The sequence below is a fragment of the Ruegeria sp. B11 genome (assembly GCF_056539785.1).
The window spans coordinates 38462-53051 of record NZ_JBQFVO010000002.1 but is presented as its reverse complement, the minus strand read 5'-3'; the positions used below and the strand labels follow the sequence as shown (position 1 = coordinate 53051).

General features: G+C 57.4%; 13 protein-coding genes, 1 other RNA gene and 1 riboswitch. Of the genes, 9 read left to right on the top strand and 5 right to left on the bottom strand.

The window, feature by feature from the left end:
* Nucleotides 1-4 precede the first annotated feature (4 nt).
* Complete coding sequence (locus tag ACR0I1_RS07970; RefSeq protein ID WP_170625809.1) at nt 5-412, bottom strand: hypothetical protein; 408 nt, start codon at nt 410-412, stop codon at nt 5-7.
* Nucleotides 413-503: 91 nt separating this feature from the next.
* Nucleotides 504-723, bottom strand: a riboswitch (cobalamin riboswitch).
* 122 nt (nt 724-845) lie between these two features.
* Here ACR0I1_RS07970 and ACR0I1_RS07965 point away from each other — a divergent pair.
* Entirely contained in the window at nt 846-1703 is an 858-nt protein-coding gene (locus ACR0I1_RS07965) for an alpha/beta hydrolase family protein (RefSeq protein ID WP_480705799.1), read from the top strand.
* Nucleotides 1704-1739: 36 nt separating this feature from the next.
* Here the strand turns inward: ACR0I1_RS07965 and rsgA are convergent, their stop codons facing one another.
* The 3 genes from rsgA to ACR0I1_RS07950 all read right to left on the bottom strand — a co-directional run bounded on the left by rsgA (nt 1740) and on the right by ACR0I1_RS07950 (nt 4927).
* A complete protein-coding gene (gene rsgA, locus ACR0I1_RS07960; protein ID WP_170611237.1) occupies nt 1740-2768 on the bottom strand; it encodes a ribosome small subunit-dependent GTPase A in 1029 nt (342 codons plus the stop codon).
* Nucleotides 2769-2927: 159 nt separating this feature from the next.
* An RNA gene (ffs, locus tag ACR0I1_RS07955) (signal recognition particle sRNA small type) lies at nt 2928-3026 on the bottom strand.
* Between the two features lie 38 nt (nt 3027-3064).
* A complete protein-coding gene (locus ACR0I1_RS07950; RefSeq protein WP_480705797.1) occupies nt 3065-4927 on the bottom strand; it encodes a bifunctional 2',3'-cyclic-nucleotide 2'-phosphodiesterase/3'-nucleotidase in 1863 nt (620 codons plus the stop codon).
* 196 nt (nt 4928-5123) lie between these two features.
* Between ACR0I1_RS07950 and nudC the strand changes: the two genes are divergently transcribed.
* Genes nudC through ACR0I1_RS07935 form a run of 3 tightly spaced genes read left to right on the top strand, consistent with a single transcriptional unit; the run spans nt 5124 to nt 7126 of the window.
* Complete coding sequence (gene nudC / locus ACR0I1_RS07945; protein WP_170425765.1) at nt 5124-6107, top strand: NAD(+) diphosphatase; 984 nt, start codon at nt 5124-5126, stop codon at nt 6105-6107.
* A 39-nt stretch (nt 6108-6146) separates the two neighbouring features.
* Nucleotides 6147-6614, top strand: a complete 468-nt coding sequence (locus ACR0I1_RS07940) for an SRPBCC family protein (protein ID WP_170508814.1) — start codon at nt 6147-6149, stop codon at nt 6612-6614.
* A gap of 14 nt (nt 6615-6628) precedes the next feature.
* Entirely contained in the window at nt 6629-7126 is a 498-nt protein-coding gene (locus ACR0I1_RS07935) for an N-acetyltransferase family protein (protein ID WP_480705795.1), read from the top strand.
* 116 nt (nt 7127-7242) lie between these two features.
* Here the strand turns inward: ACR0I1_RS07935 and ACR0I1_RS07930 are convergent, their stop codons facing one another.
* Nucleotides 7243-8076 carry a prephenate dehydratase gene (locus ACR0I1_RS07930; protein WP_170398663.1) on the bottom strand — a complete coding sequence of 278 codons (834 nt, stop codon included), beginning with the start codon at nt 8074-8076 and terminating at the stop codon, nt 7243-7245.
* 121 nt (nt 8077-8197) lie between these two features.
* On the opposite strand from ACR0I1_RS07930, the gene ACR0I1_RS07925 reads away from it, so the two are divergent.
* The 5 genes from ACR0I1_RS07925 (at nt 8198) to ACR0I1_RS07905 (ending at nt 14570) form a co-directional block, all read left to right on the top strand.
* Nucleotides 8198-8707: a c-type cytochrome gene (locus ACR0I1_RS07925; protein WP_170398660.1), complete on the top strand. Its 510-nt coding sequence runs from the start codon at nt 8198-8200 to the stop codon at nt 8705-8707.
* Nucleotides 8708-8882: 175 nt separating this feature from the next.
* Nucleotides 8883-10793: an extracellular solute-binding protein gene (locus tag ACR0I1_RS07920; RefSeq protein WP_170732480.1), complete on the top strand. Its 1911-nt coding sequence runs from the start codon at nt 8883-8885 to the stop codon at nt 10791-10793.
* Nucleotide 10794: 1 nt separating this feature from the next.
* Nucleotides 10795-11889, top strand: coding sequence for a microcin C ABC transporter permease YejB (locus tag ACR0I1_RS07915; RefSeq protein WP_170398655.1), 1095 nt, complete (start codon nt 10795-10797; stop codon nt 11887-11889).
* The gene (locus tag ACR0I1_RS07910) at nt 11890-12996 is read left to right on the top strand and encodes an ABC transporter permease (protein WP_170398652.1); all 1107 of its coding nucleotides are present in this window, start codon (nt 11890-11892) and stop codon (nt 12994-12996) included.
* Nucleotides 12993-14570 (top strand): ABC transporter ATP-binding protein, encoded by a 1578-nt coding sequence (locus tag ACR0I1_RS07905; RefSeq protein WP_480705793.1) that lies wholly within the window; start codon nt 12993-12995, stop codon nt 14568-14570. Before ACR0I1_RS07910 ends, ACR0I1_RS07905 begins: the two co-directional genes overlap by 4 nt.
* Nucleotides 14571-14590: the final 20 nt, after the last annotated feature.

The following is a 14590-nucleotide window of genomic DNA, read 5'->3' as shown; positions in this document are numbered from 1 at the left end:
CGGCTTAGACACCAACATGTGGCGAGATTTCGCCACCGTTGTGCTGCACCAGAAGCGAAGCCTCAAGCATGGCGCAAGGAGGATTCCTTAGCAGGTCTGCGGGTAGGCTGCGGTACTCGGTTCCGAACATCATGTCTGCGTAGTCATCCAGCCGGCCGGTATCGATTTCAGGATCGGTTCCGCAGAATACACGTATCTGGTCGCATTGGGCGCGAAAGCGGGCGGTACATCCCTCTGGGCAGTGCGACAGGTCAATACTGCCTTCAATCTCAAACCCAGATTTTGTGACCGGTTTTGTGGTGGACATGGCCTGCGTCAGAGCCCGCGCCATTTGCGCCAGTGCGGGGCAGGTTGCCCCAGTACGTTGGCACACGGTCGCCGCGAATTCGTGCGTTTTAGTCTTCCAGATCATCAATGCGCCCTCCGCGCGCAGGGCGAGGGCGTGGCACAGGTTGGTCGGTGCAGAGCACGATCAAACCCGTCCCGGACACCCCGCCCGAGTTTCGGTTCTACATCTGATGGCAGGTCTCCTGACTTGCGGGTCATCGCTTTGCCGACCTTCCCAGCCTTCAAGGCCAGTGGTATCTCGGCATTGCTCTCCGCTTACAGTTGCGGGGGCAGTCTCGGACTAGGTTCTTTCCGGTTTTCTCCGTGCAGAACCGCACCGTGTTCCCTTTTCATCCCGGCCCGATTGGGCGCGAGAACCATCGCGACATGGCTATCGGCTGCGCCGTGCCCGAGTCAAGAAGATTGCGTCAGGCAAGTGACGTACGGTCCAGCCACGTCAACCTTGACTTGAGGCGCTTCGGGTGAACTGATCAGTTCAGTCGGTATTGGAGGGCACCATGTTGGACACGCAGCAGGCGGTTGTGACCGAGGATTTTCAGATCCCGTCCGACCCGGCAATGTTGTCGGCGCGGCTTTACCGTCCGGTTGCCGACCCCGAAAAGGTGGTCGTCATAAACGGTGCGACTGGGGTGCCGAGGGATTACTATCAGCACTTCGCCCGATGGCTCGCCGAAGAACAGGGCATGGCCTGCCTGACCTATGACTACCGGGATTTTGGTCACTCTTTGGTGGGTTCGCAAAAGCGGTCAAATGTCACCATGGCCGATTGGGCGTTGATCGACATTCCAGCCGCCCGGGCCGAGATGCGCCGACGGTTTCCACAGGCCAAGCTATGGAGCATCGGTCATTCCTTGGGCGGAATGTTTGGCCCGATCCAACCCGATATCGATCAGATCGACAGGATGATCTGTGTCTGTTCGGGTCTGGTAACGCTGGCGGATCACCCTTGGCCTTATCGCGCTTTGGCGGCGTTGTTCTGGTATGGTCACGCGCCGCTGGTGGTCAAGGCGCTTGGCTACCTGCCCGGACGGTTGGTCGGGTTTGGATCGGACCTGCCTGCCCAAGTCTATTGGCAATGGCGCAAATGGTGCACCGCCCCCAAAAGCTATGTGCCAGAGATCGGCACGACACTGCCCGCCGCCCGCTGGAAAGACTTGGGCAAACGTGTCGATCTGTTTACCTTCGCAGATGATGAAATGGTGCCGCCGGATGCTGTCTGGCGTCTTGCCGATCTCTATGGACCCAAAGCCGGGCGCCATCTGCTTGCACCAAGCGAATTAGGAGTGTCCAAGATCGGCCATATCGGTGCATTCGCAAGACGGAATGCGGCAGTCTGGCCTAGACTGATCGCCTGATAGCGCTGGGCACCGGTAGGTCGGTGCCCAGCTTCGTTATAGCCCTTTACGGGATTTTTTCTCGTGCATCACGCTGCGCACCATCTTGCCGAACGCCTTGTCGCGGGCGCGGGCCTGCGCCACCGAAGCGGAATTGTGTTGGTCTTCGCGCCGCAGCTTGCGCCAGCGGTCCAGCCGCGCGGGATCAAGCGTACCAGCGTCGATTGCCGCCTGCACCGCACATCCGGGCTCGGTCTCGTGCTGACAATCCGAGAAGCGGCAATTCAGGCTGAGGTCTGAGATGTCCGAGAACACCTCATCCAACCCCTCTTGCGCATCTAGCAGACGTAACGCGCGCATGCCGGGCGTATCGATCAGCCAGCCGCCATTGCGCATGCGATGCAAGGCGCGTGAGGTTGTTGTGTGCCTGCCGCGCGCATCGTCTTCGCGAATACCTGCGGTGGCCTGATCCTGCCCCGTCATCCCGTTGGCGAGCGTCGTTTTCCCAACGCCGGATGATCCAAGCAAGGCGCTGGTTTGTCCTTTCGGACACCACGACAGAACTTGTTCGAGATCGCCGTGATCCAGCGCGTTGACCGCAAGTACCGTCAGAAACGGGGCGAGCGATTGGGCTTGATCTACATAAAGGCTCGGATCATCGCACATGTCCGATTTGGTCAGAACGACCACCGGATAGCAGCCTGCCTGATGTGCCAGCGCAAGATACCGCTCCAATCGTGGCATATTGAAATCGGCGTTGCAGGAACTAACGATGAACAGCACATCAACATTTGCAGCAATCAGCTGCGCCGCTGCCCCTGTACCTGCGGCCCGGCGCTGCAGCAGGCTGCGCCGGTCCAGCACTCGGCGTATGCGTTTGTTTTCATCCGCCAGAACCCAATCCCCAACGGCATATGCGCCGGTTGATTGATCCAGAGATAACAAAGGCGATTCACCTTCAGGGCTCAGCCCGATCAGTCGATCCCGGTGTACGGCCGAGATGCGATACGGTAGAAGTGACGGATCAGCCGCATGCTGAGCCGCGAAATGAGAGGACCATCCGAGGTCCGATAAGGAAAGTAACATTGGTCTGCCTGTGATCAGAAACAGCAATCCCGCCGGATGGCAATCGCGCATCCGCTGGTGATGTGTTCAGGCAGTCAGTTGATCGGAAAGGATCAGAACCGGTCTGCCCGAAGGGAATTTGCTACAATCATAAACGCCCTCCTGCGGCTGATGGGTTCTAAGTGAGAGGTTGGACATCGACCCAAGCGGGGCTCGTTGTGGCTGCTTCCTTCCGGACCTGACCAGGTTGGCGAGGCGCTCGCCCGCGCCAACCTCTCAAAGCCGATATAGGTGCATCCCCTGAAAATGGCAACCCGTCAGAAGGTCAGATGAATACGCATGAAACCATCCGCATCGTCGGGCAGAATGCGTGGATGATACTCAGCAAGCTCTGCAACATGGTGTAGCGCGCGCGGCCCCGTTGTCAGGATCGCGCCCTGCCTTTGGTTTGGTACAAAAGAAAAGGGGCGCGGTGCATGTGCAAGTGGGTCGGCGGGCAGTGTGCCAGCGACGTATTTGCATAGAATATCCTGTATGCTGATCTGAGGCAGGTCAATCATACGGGCTTGTCGCGCAATTGGAAAATGACCACCGCCATTGGCGCGGTAGTTATTGGTGGCGACAAGGAAACTCTGGTCAGGCGCAATCGGCTGCCCATCGAATTCCAGGTTGCGTATGCGGGAAAATGCCGGATCAATCACTCGACCGAGCGTATCGAACCGCGCCGGTTGCGAAAGATCGATCTGGTAGGTGACGCCATGCAGGACATCGAAGTTGAAGCCCGTGCGCTGAGGATCGGCAAGATCGATCGGGGCGTCTGATCCAAGTTGATGGAACAGCCCGGCTGACATCTCAAGCCAGTCCCGAATCTGAGAACCTGAGGCCAGCACCGCGCGCAATTCATTAGGAAAGACACTGAGATCGGCGATATGTCGAACTGAAATCTCACCTGAGGGGATATCCGTGTAGTACTTGCTTCCTGTGCGCCCGCCGAACTTTGCCGGGGCGGCTGACGATATGATAGGCAAATCTGCCCAGTCGGTATCGACCAAATGCGGGCGTAGGGCAGCGACCTGAGCCGCCGCAACCAAGGCCAGACCGCGATCCGGTAAGCAATATGAGAAGTAGCTGTGCAGCGTGTGTGGGATTGTGCCCACTGGCCTGGTCACCCTTTTGCGCGTCGCAGCGTGGCCGGTCGCAAACAGCTCTGTGATCCTTTGGCATTCGGGTATTTCTGTGCCCGATTGAGCGATTGCCCGCGCTTCGACATGGCTGCCTGTAATGCGCCAATCGCCGGTGGTATCTTTTTGCAGTGTCAGATCAATGATCCCAAGATGAGACCCGGCCCAACCCTGCATGACAACCGGCGTTCCATGGACAAGCCCCCGCGTACTGTCGACGAATGGATAACCATCATGCGCCTTTCCGGGCAGTGTCAGATGGGTGTGGCCTGCGACGACGGCATCAATCAGCGGCATCTCGGCCAGCGGGATGATCGCGTTTTCCATATCCGGCTCGGCCATTGCCGATCCCAGTCCGGTATGCGCAAGGGCGACAATCAGGTCGCAACCTTGCACGCTGAGATCTTCAGCAGCGCGCCGCGCAGCGGCCAGAATGTCTGTTACCACGACCCGGTCCGTTAGCAGATGTGCTTCCCACTGTGCGGTTTGAGAGGGCAAAACAGAAAGAACCCCGATGCGGATTGCGGTGTCCTGTCCATTTAGTCTGACAACCCGATGCAGAATCGTGTGTGCATCCCAACCTTGTTCGGTCTGAGTGGTTTGCATATTGCTGCAAATCATTGGGCAGGCGGTTTGGCGAGCGATGCGATTGACGAGTTCCAGCCCAAATCCGAAATCGTGATTACCCAATCCGATCGCGTCATAGTTCAACGTGTTGAACGCGCGTGGCAGGGGATGGGCGTCTGACACGTTTTCAGCTGCCCAGTTGCCAAATGGCGTTCCCTGCAGGCTATCACCATTGTCAAACAACAGCACGAGGGCTTCGTCGCGTTCAGCCTGTCTGCGCGCCTCGTGAATCAGGCTGGCGGTACGGGTCAAACCAATCGCAGGTTCGGCGCGATCCGAATAGTAGTCATATGACGTGAGGTGCATGTGTAGATCGGATGTTGCAAGGATTCGAATCCGTGCGCCATCATCTGCATCTCTTCGTTGTCGCATTAAATGCTTTGATTTCAATATCTTCAACTTCTAGCTGTCAGTGTGCCAACGTTTCCACCATGAGGTCGATTTAATGCAATTTCCGGGGCGATGCTGCGGTCATTCCGCGGCAGGGTCGAAAAATGTTTGGTCGATACCCGTTGCACGATCAGGTAAGACGTGGCAGCCCTTTGCGCGGCAGTCAGGAACGGCAGGCATGAAACGCGCAGAACAGGTGACATTTGGCGGCTCGGCACTGGATCGGGCGGGTTTGCTGCGCGGCGACGCGGACAAACTGGCACAGGTTTATCGTGACCCTTTGGCAACATGTGTGTTGCTGTGGCGCGGCAAACTGTTGGTTGAGGGTGAGGCACTGGACCGGCTCGTCCGGCTTCCGATGACGCACAAGATTCTCGAACAGGGCCCGGGCGGTGTGATCGAGCAACCGATTTTCCTTGGAAAATCCGAGGATGGATCGCCGCTTTTTGCCATGGACATCTCGGGCTGGGCGGCTGAAGGGCTGGATTTATCCGGTGTCGGAGATTTTGTCGACCGCAGCGAACAGCAGCACCCCGATCTGCCCGAGGGGTGTGTCTTTGCCGAGCTGCGCCGCATCATGACACGCCTCAACCCACGAGACGCAGAGATTGCGGCAACCGCCAAGGCGGTGATCGGCTGGCACGAAACGCATCAATTCTGTGCCCGATGTGGTGCCCGCAGCGAGATGTCTCAGGGTGGATGGCAGCGCAGTTGCCCGGCCTGCGGCGGCCAGCATTTCCCGCGCACCGATCCTGTGGTCATCATGTTGATTACCCATGGCAATTCGGTGCTGATGGGGCGCTCTCCGGGCTGGCCTGAAGGCATGTATTCGCTTTTGGCTGGTTTTGTTGAGCCCGGTGAAACGCTGGAAGCCGCTGTGCGGCGCGAAGTGATGGAAGAGGCGGGCGTGCCCGTGGGTGCGGTGAGCTATCTCGCAAGCCAACCCTGGCCCTTTCCCGCATCCCTGATGTTTGGATGCGCAGGCGAGGCGTTATCGCGCGATATCCAGATCGATCCGGTCGAGATCGAGGATGCGATCTGGGTCACCCGGACAGAGATGATGCAGGCCTTCGCTGGGGATCACCCTAAGCTGTTGCCTGCCCGAAAAGGTGCGATTGCGCACTTTTTGTTGCAACACTGGCTTGCAGACACGTTGGACTGACGAGAAACTGAACCCAATCTAGGGCAGAGAAAAGCAAACATGCAGTTTTCAGCGCAGGAAGATATCGATGTCCCAATCGAGACGGTCTTCACCATGGTCTCGGATTTTGAACGCTTCGAACGCAAAGCCTTGCGGCGCGGGGTCGATGTGCGTCGGGTCACGGGGTCGGTTGTGCCGCAGGCCGGAATAACCTGGGAGACCGAATTCAAGATACGTGGCAAGCCACGTCATATCATTATCGAGATGACTGAATGCGACCGCCCGTCCTTGATGCGGTTCCAGTCCAGCAGCAAGGGAATGAACGGCGACACGGTGATCGAGCTTTTGGCGCTTTCCCAACGTCGGACACGGCTGCGCGTTGAAACATCGCTGGGTGCGAAAACGCTGCCCGCCCGCCTATTGCTTCAATCCCTGAAGTTAGGGCAATCCCGATTCAGGCGGCAGTTCCAGACCCGTCTCAGCGAATTCGCGCGCGATATGGAGGAACGACACCTCCATGGTGTCTGACAACCGAGAAGTAGATGAGCACTTTAACGAGACCGATCATACGCGACGCTGTCGAAGCCGATGCGGATGGCTTGTCCGGTGTGCTAACAGCGCTTGTAACGGCCGGAAAGCGGACCAAGCCCGCCGACAGCGCCTTTGCACTGACGCATTACATCTGCGACCCTGAGCGGATTCAGTGTAGCCTTACCGTTGCGCCGGACGGACAGATACTGGGTTTCCAGTCGTTGAAGCTTGCCACCCGAAACAACACGTATGGCGTTGCGGTCGGGTGGGGCATCATTGGGACGCATATCAAACCGTCCGCTGCGCGATGTGGTATCGGTCGGGCGTTGTTCAAACGTTCTCTTCAAGCCGCTAGGCAGCAGGGATTGCCCGCTATCGATGCTACGATCGGGGCCAATAATTTCGACGGCCTTGGCTATTATGAGGCGATGGGATTCAGAGAGTATCGGCAGATGGATGGCGCGATATGCAAGGTCTTTCGCATGGGGACCGGAGTGACCAACCCGTAGTCCGCCGCACTTTCAGGATGTCGCACCGAAGGACTCAAGTTACCGTTCTAAGCTGCAAGCGTAGCTGCCCCGCCTATCCAGGCCGTTCCTTTGAAGGGGCGAGCCGATTGCCTGCACTATCCACGAGGTTGCGCCGCCGGATAAACACCGAGGACTTCTACGTTGGTGGTAAAATGCTCAAGCTCATCCATCGCCAGTTGCACATTTCGATCGCCTGGATGACCCACGATATCGGCATAGAACTGGGTCGCGGTGAAGGACCCGTCGACCATATAGCTTTCCAGCTTGGTCATGTTGATTCCGTTGGTGGCAAATCCGCCCATCGCTTTGTACAGCGCCGCCGGGATGTTACGCACCTGAAAGACAAAACTTGTGATCATGCCGTGATCACCACGGCGCGATTCGTCGGCCTCACGAGACATCACCAGAAAACGGGTCGTGTTGTCGCCCTGATCTTCAATGTGACGGGCCAAAACGTTGAGGCCGTAAATCTCACCTGCCAGCTCACTGGCTAACGCTGCGGAGTGTTTGTCGCCGATCTCGGCGACCTCGCGTGCGGCACGAGCATTATCCGGGCTGACCCTGCCACGAATTCCGTGTTGCTTCAGGAAACCTGCGCATTGTGGTAGCAAGACGAGGTGGGAATGCGCCTCAGTGATATCCTCCAGAGTCGCGCCCGGTACGCCCAACAGGTTGATGTGCACGCGCACAAATGCTTCGTCGATGATGTGCAGCCCGCTATGCGGAAGCAGGCGGTGAATATCGGCCACACGACCATAGGTGGTATTTTCCACCGGTAGCATGGCCAGATCAGCCTCACCTGAGCGCACTGATTCGATCACATCTTCGAAAGTGCGGCAGGGCAGGGCGTCCATATCCGGGCGTGCGTTCCGGCAGGCTTCGTGACTGTATGCGCCGGGTTCTCCCTGAAATGCTATGCGATTGGTCATTTGGTCGTTTCCGTGCAACAAGTTCTTGAATTGGGCGTTTAGTCGCGGTGTCTATACCTTGCGTCTTCTCAGGGGAAGCCTTAGACACCCCGCAGACAGCTGAAATGGACACGCGATCAAAATGTTCGACACGATGACAGTTACCAAAGCCGCAGCCGGCTTGTTTGGCACCTTCCTGGTGTTGCTTCTGGCAAAATGGGGGGCGGATGTCCTCTATAGCTCTGACAGCCATCTTGCCGAAGCTGCTTACATTATCGAAACCGAAAGCTCGGGCGAAAGCGCGGACGGCGAAGAAGTGGTCTTCGAGGATATGTTGGCTGCAGCCGACCCTGAAAAGGGCGCACGTGTATTCCGCAAGTGCACCGCCTGCCACAAGTTGGAAGACGGCGCCAATGGTACAGGTCCTTACCTTTACGGTGTCGTAGATCGCCCGGTTGCCTCAGCTAAAGGCTTTACCGGTTATTCGGCCTCGATGCAGGCGCATGGTGGCAACTGGACACCCGAAGCCCTGGACGCGTTCCTGGAACGCCCAAGCGCCTATATCTCGGGCACTTCGATGAGCTTTGCTGGCCTGAAAAAACCACAAGAACGCGCCGATCTGATTGCGTATCTGCAGACCATCGGCAACTGATCTGTTGATCAGATTTGCAGGATTTAAAGCCGCTGCCTTGCGCAGCGGCTTTATTTTTTTGTCTGAGAAGAACTTCACAAAGCGTTCACGCATTCTAAACTTGCAACTGACAGTGCTGGACCTTTAGCTGGCGGGCACGACAATGAAGATGACAGAAATTCAGAGGACGAGCCTGATGAAACCCCTGCTGCCCCAGATGCGCTTTACCGGAATTCACGCTTGGGCTGCGGCTTTTGGGATTTCGGCGACACTGGTTCTGGGCAGCAGCGATCCTGCCCGTGCCAATGAAGAGGGCGTCACGCGTAGCCACGGGTATTCCTATTTCGGAAATCTGGATTATCCGGCCGACTATCCGTACTTGAACTACGTCAACCCAGACGCACCAAAGGGCGGAGAGCTGTCTTTATCGGGCTCAGGTACGTTTGATTCCCTGAACCCTTATTCGCGCAAGGGGCGGGCAGGCGCTTTGACTACGCTTCAATATGACCCGCTGATCGAAAGTACCGCGGACAGTGTCGGGCAGTATTATGGGGTTGTTGCGGAAAGTATGGAATATGACGAAGGGCGCAATTATGTGATCTTCAATCTGCGCCCCGAAGCTATGTTCTGGGATGGCACCCCGGTGACTGCCGAAGACGTCGTCTATAGTCATCGTTTGTTCATTGAGCAGGGTTTGCCGTCTTATGCGCAAGCCGTCGGGCGCATGGTTACAGGGGCTGAAGCTCTGGATGACCACACTGTAAAATTTACTTTTAGTCCGGATGTCACCCGGCGCGGGTTGATCGAAACCGTCGGGTCGACCCCGGTATTTTCAAAAGCCTGGTTCGAGGCCGATGAAAGCCGTCGTCTGGACGAACCGCGGCTGGAGGTCGCCGTTGGTTCAGGTCCTTACAAACTGGACAGCTATGACATCAACCGTCGTATAGTCTACAAGCGTCGCGACGATTATTGGGGCAAGGATCTGCCGATCAACATAGGCCGCAACAATTACGACACTATCCGGATCGAGTATTTCGCGGATCAAACCGCCGCCTTCGAAGGGTTCAAGGCGGGCGAATACACGATGCGTATCGAAAGTGACCCCAAGCTCTGGGCCTCTAGTTACGATTTCCCGAAACTCAGCGAAGGGTTTGTCGTGCAGGACGAGATCGTGGATGGTAGCCCACCGACGCCGTCGGGTTTCGTTTTCAATCTGGGCAAGCCTCAATTTGCCGACAAGAATGTGCGTAAAGCGCTGGCGCTGGCGTTCAATTTCGAATGGGCAAATGAATCGCTGATGTTCGGTCTGAACGCACCGCGCAGTTCATTCGTGCAGGGGACACATCTTGAAGCGACAGGCGTGCCGGAGGGTGCCGAACTGGCGTTTCTGGAAACGCTGGGTGACGTGGTTCCGGCCGAGGTGTTCAGCGAGCCTGCGCTTGTCGTCCACGAATCCAATCCAGCTCGGTTGAACGACCGTCGCAATTTGCGGCAAGCCTCGAAACTGCTGGACGAGGCTGGTTGGCCCGTCGGCGACGGCAATCTGCGCCGCAATGCCGATGGGCAGACGCTGAAGGTCAATATTCCGTATGCGTCGAGCATTCCAACCTCGACCGCCACCATGATCGAGACCTATGTGCAGAACCTGCAGTCGATCGGTGTGGATGCTTCGGCCGAGAAGGTAGATCCTTCTCAATTCACCCTGCGGCGGCGTGAGCGTGATTATGATATGGTATATTCGAACCGCTATGGCTCGTTCCTGTCGACCGGCGGGGGTCTCAGTCAGATGTACGGATCGGAAGAAGCCGCGTTTAGCTTGTTCAACCCTGCCGGTCTTGCCAGCCCACTTGTTGACGCTGTGATCGAAGCGTCATTCGACACGACAAATCAGGCGGAACAGGATGCTGCGCTGATGGCGTTGGATCGTGTCTTGCGTTATGAGTTCTTCGTCATTCCCGATGGGTATGTGGCGGATTACTGGACGGCTTATTACGACATGTACGAATACCCTGAAAACCTGCCTCCATTCTCGCTTGGGTATCTCGATCTGTGGTGGATCAACCCCGAGAAAGAGGCTGACCTGAAAGCGAAAGGCGCGCTGCGATAACATGGGCGCCTATATCCTAAGACGCCTGTTGCTGGTCATTCCGACCCTTCTGGGCATCATGATCGTCAACTTCACGCTGGTGCAGTTCGTGCCCGGTGGTCCCATTGAACAGATCATTGCGCAGATCGAAGGGCAGGGCGACGTCTTTGCTGGGTTCGCCGGTGGTGGCGATGCCGGAGCCGGGGCCGAGCCCGCAGGTGGTGCCTTTGATGACAAATACGTCGGTGCGCGTGGCCTTCCGCCCGAATTCATCGCTGAACTGGAAAAAGAGTTTGGCTTCGACAAACCGCCACTGGAACGCTTTCTAGGCATGATGGGCAACTACCTGACGCTGGATTTTGGCGAGAGCTATTTCCGCTCGATCAGTGTGATTGATCTGGTGCTGGAAAAGATGCCGGTGTCTATTTCGCTGGGTCTGTGGTCGACGCTGATCGCCTATCTGGTCTCGATCCCGCTAGGTATCCGCAAGGCGATCAAGGACGGGTCGAGCTTTGATACTTGGACCAGCGGTGCGATCATCGTGGCCTATGCTATCCCCGGTTTCCTGTTTGCCATTCTGCTGCTGGTGTTGTTCGCCGGTGGCTCTTACTGGCAGATTTTCCCGCTACGGGGTTTGACCTCGGACAATTGGGACAGCCTCAGCCTGTTTGGAAAGATTACTGACTATTTCTGGCACATCGCTTTGCCGATAATCGCGCTGACCATCTCGGCCTTTGCGACGCTGACGCTGCTGACCAAGAACTCGTTTCTGGATGAGATCAAGAAGCAGTACGTGATGACCGCTCGCGCCAAGGGTTTGAGTGAAAGCAAGGTGCTGTATGGTCATGTCTTCCGCAACGCGATGCTGATCGTGATTGCAGGTTTCCCTGCTGTATTCATTGGTGTGTTCTTCGGTGGATCGATCATCATCGAAACCATTTTCTCGCTCGATGGTCTTGGGCGTCTGGGCTTTGAGGCGGCAGTGGCGCGCGACTATCCGGTGATTTTTGGTACGCTTTTCATATTTGGCCTGATGGGGCTGGTCGTCGGCATTATCAGCGATCTGATGTATGTGCTCGTTGACCCGCGTATCGATTTCGAAAAGCGGGAGGGGTAAATGGCACTCTCCCCTCTCAATCAGCGCCGTTGGCGCAATTTCCGGCGCAATGGCAGGGCGTTCTGGTCGCTGATCATCTTCTCGGTGTTGTTCGGCCTATCGCTGTTTGCCGAGTTCATCGCCAACGACAAACCGATCCTGGTAAAGTACCGGGGTGAAATCTACACGCCTGTCTTCAACTTTTACGCTGAAACGGAATTCGGAGGCGATTTCCAGACCGAGGCGATCTATCGCGACCCCGAGGTCATGTGCCTGATCGATAGCGGCGGATTGGATCAGTGCTTCGACGACCCCGAAGGTATCATCGACGAAATCAAGGCGGGCACGTTCGAAGCGGATGGGTTTGAGCGAGGCTGGGCCATCTGGCCTCCAATCCCGTATTCCTTCAACACCAGCGTGGACCGCCCGGGCGCTGCACCGCTGCCGCCTAATGGTCAGAATCTGCTCGGCACTGACGACACCAAGCGAGATGTGCTAGCTCGTGTCATCTATGGCTTCCGCCTGTCGATCCTGTTCACTTTACTCGTCACCGGCGTGGCCAGTCTGATCGGCATTTTTGCTGGGGCCATTCAGGGGTTCTTTGGCGGTTGGCTGGATCTGATCTTCCAACGTATTATCGAGATCTGGTCGGCGACACCCTCGCTTTATGTCATTATCATCATGTTCGCGATTCTTGGGCGAAGTTTCTGGCTCTTGGTGATTCTGATGATCCTGTTCAGTTGGACCGGACTGGTGGGCGTCGTGCGCGCTGAATTCCTGCGGGCACGAAATTTGGAGTATGTCCGTGCCGCGCGGGCGCTGGGCGTGGGTAACATGACGATCATGTTTCGCCACATGCTGCCTAATGCGATGGTCGCCACGCTGACCTTCATGCCGTTCATCGTGACCGGAACCATCGGTGGGCTGGCTTCGCTGGACTTCCTTGGCTTCGGTTTGCCGTCTTCAGCCCCGTCGCTTGGAGAGTTGACTTTGCAGGCGAAACAGAACCTTCAGGCACCGTGGCTGGCCTTCACTGCCTTCTTCACCTTTGCCATCATGCTGTCGCTGTTGGTCTTCATTTTTGAAGGCGTCCGCGATGCGTTTGATCCCAGAAAGACCTTCTCATGAGCCTTTTGGATGTGAACAACCTCAAGGTCTCGTTCCGGCAGGACGGGCAGGTGAGTGCGGCAGTCAAAGGCGTGTCCTTTACCGTCGACCGGGGTGAAACGGTGGCTTTGGTGGGCGAATCCGGCTCGGGCAAATCCGTTACGGCGTTGAGCACTGTGTCGCTGCTGGGTGATAGCGCAATTGTCGAAGGCTCGGTCACTTATGAAGGGCAAGAGATGATCGGCGCGTCCGAAGACAGGTTGATGGACGTGCGCGGCAACGACATTAGTTTCATCTTTCAGGAGCCGATGACCTCGCTCAATCCATTGCACACGATCCAGAAACAGATGGCGGAATCGCTGGCTCTGCATCAGGGCGTTACCGGCGATGAGGCGCGGGAACGGATTGTAGAACTGCTGACCAAGGTCGGCATCCGAGACCCCGAGGAGCGGCTGGACAGCTATCCGCACCAGTTGTCCGGCGGGCAGCGTCAACGCGTGATGATCGCGATGGCGTTGGCGAACAAGCCGGACATTTTGATCGCGGATGAGCCGACAACGGCGCTGGACGTCACCATCCAGGCGCAGATTCTGGAGTTGCTGGCCGAACTGCAAAAGTCCGAGAACATGGGTATGTTGTTCATCACCCATGACCTTGGCATCGTCCGCCGCATCGCCGACCGGGTTTGCGTGATGAAGGACGGTGAAATTGTCGAAGCCGGAGTGACAACGGAGATTTTCGACAACCCGCAACACCCCTATACTCGCAAGCTTCTGGAGGCCGAGCCGTCCGGGCACCCCGACCCGGTGGCCCCGGATGCCGAAGAGGTAGCCCGCACCGATCACCTGAAAGTCTGGTTCCCGATCCAGCGCGGTTTCCTGAAACGGACCGTAGGCTATGTGAAGGCCGTCAACGACGCGACCCTCAGCGTCCGTGCCGGGGAAACGATTGGGATCGTGGGGGAGAGCGGCTCGGGCAAGACGACGCTGGCGCTGGCGATCATGCGTCTGATCGCGTCCGAGGGCGGGATCACTTTCCGCGACCAGAATGTGCGCCGCTGGTCAACGCGCGAGTTGCGGCGGTTGCGCAAGGACATGCAGATTGTATTTCAGGATCCGTTCGGCAGCCTCAGCCCGCGGATGACCTGCATGCAGATCATCGCCGAGGGGCTGGCCATCCATAAGGTCGATCCTCATCGCGCCCCGCGCGATCTGGTGGCCGAAGTGATGAACGAGGTCGGATTGGACCCCTCTGCGATGGACCGCTATCCGCATGAGTTTTCCGGCGGGCAACGCCAGCGGATCGCCATCGCCCGCGCCATGGTGTTGCGGCCCAAGCTGCTGGTTCTGGACGAGCCTACAAGTGCGCTGGACATGACCGTGCAGGTGCAGATCGTTGACCTGCTGCGTGACCTGCAAAGGAAATACGGGCTGGCCTATCTGTTTATCAGCCACGACCTGAAGGTCGTGCGCGCGATGTCACATAACGTAATCGTCATGCGAAACGGCGATGTCGTCGAGATGGGCGCTGCCGAAGATTTGTTCGAACACGCCCAGACCGACTACACCCGCGAACTGATCGCGGCAGCGGGCTGATACGCAGCCCGCGCCTTCGA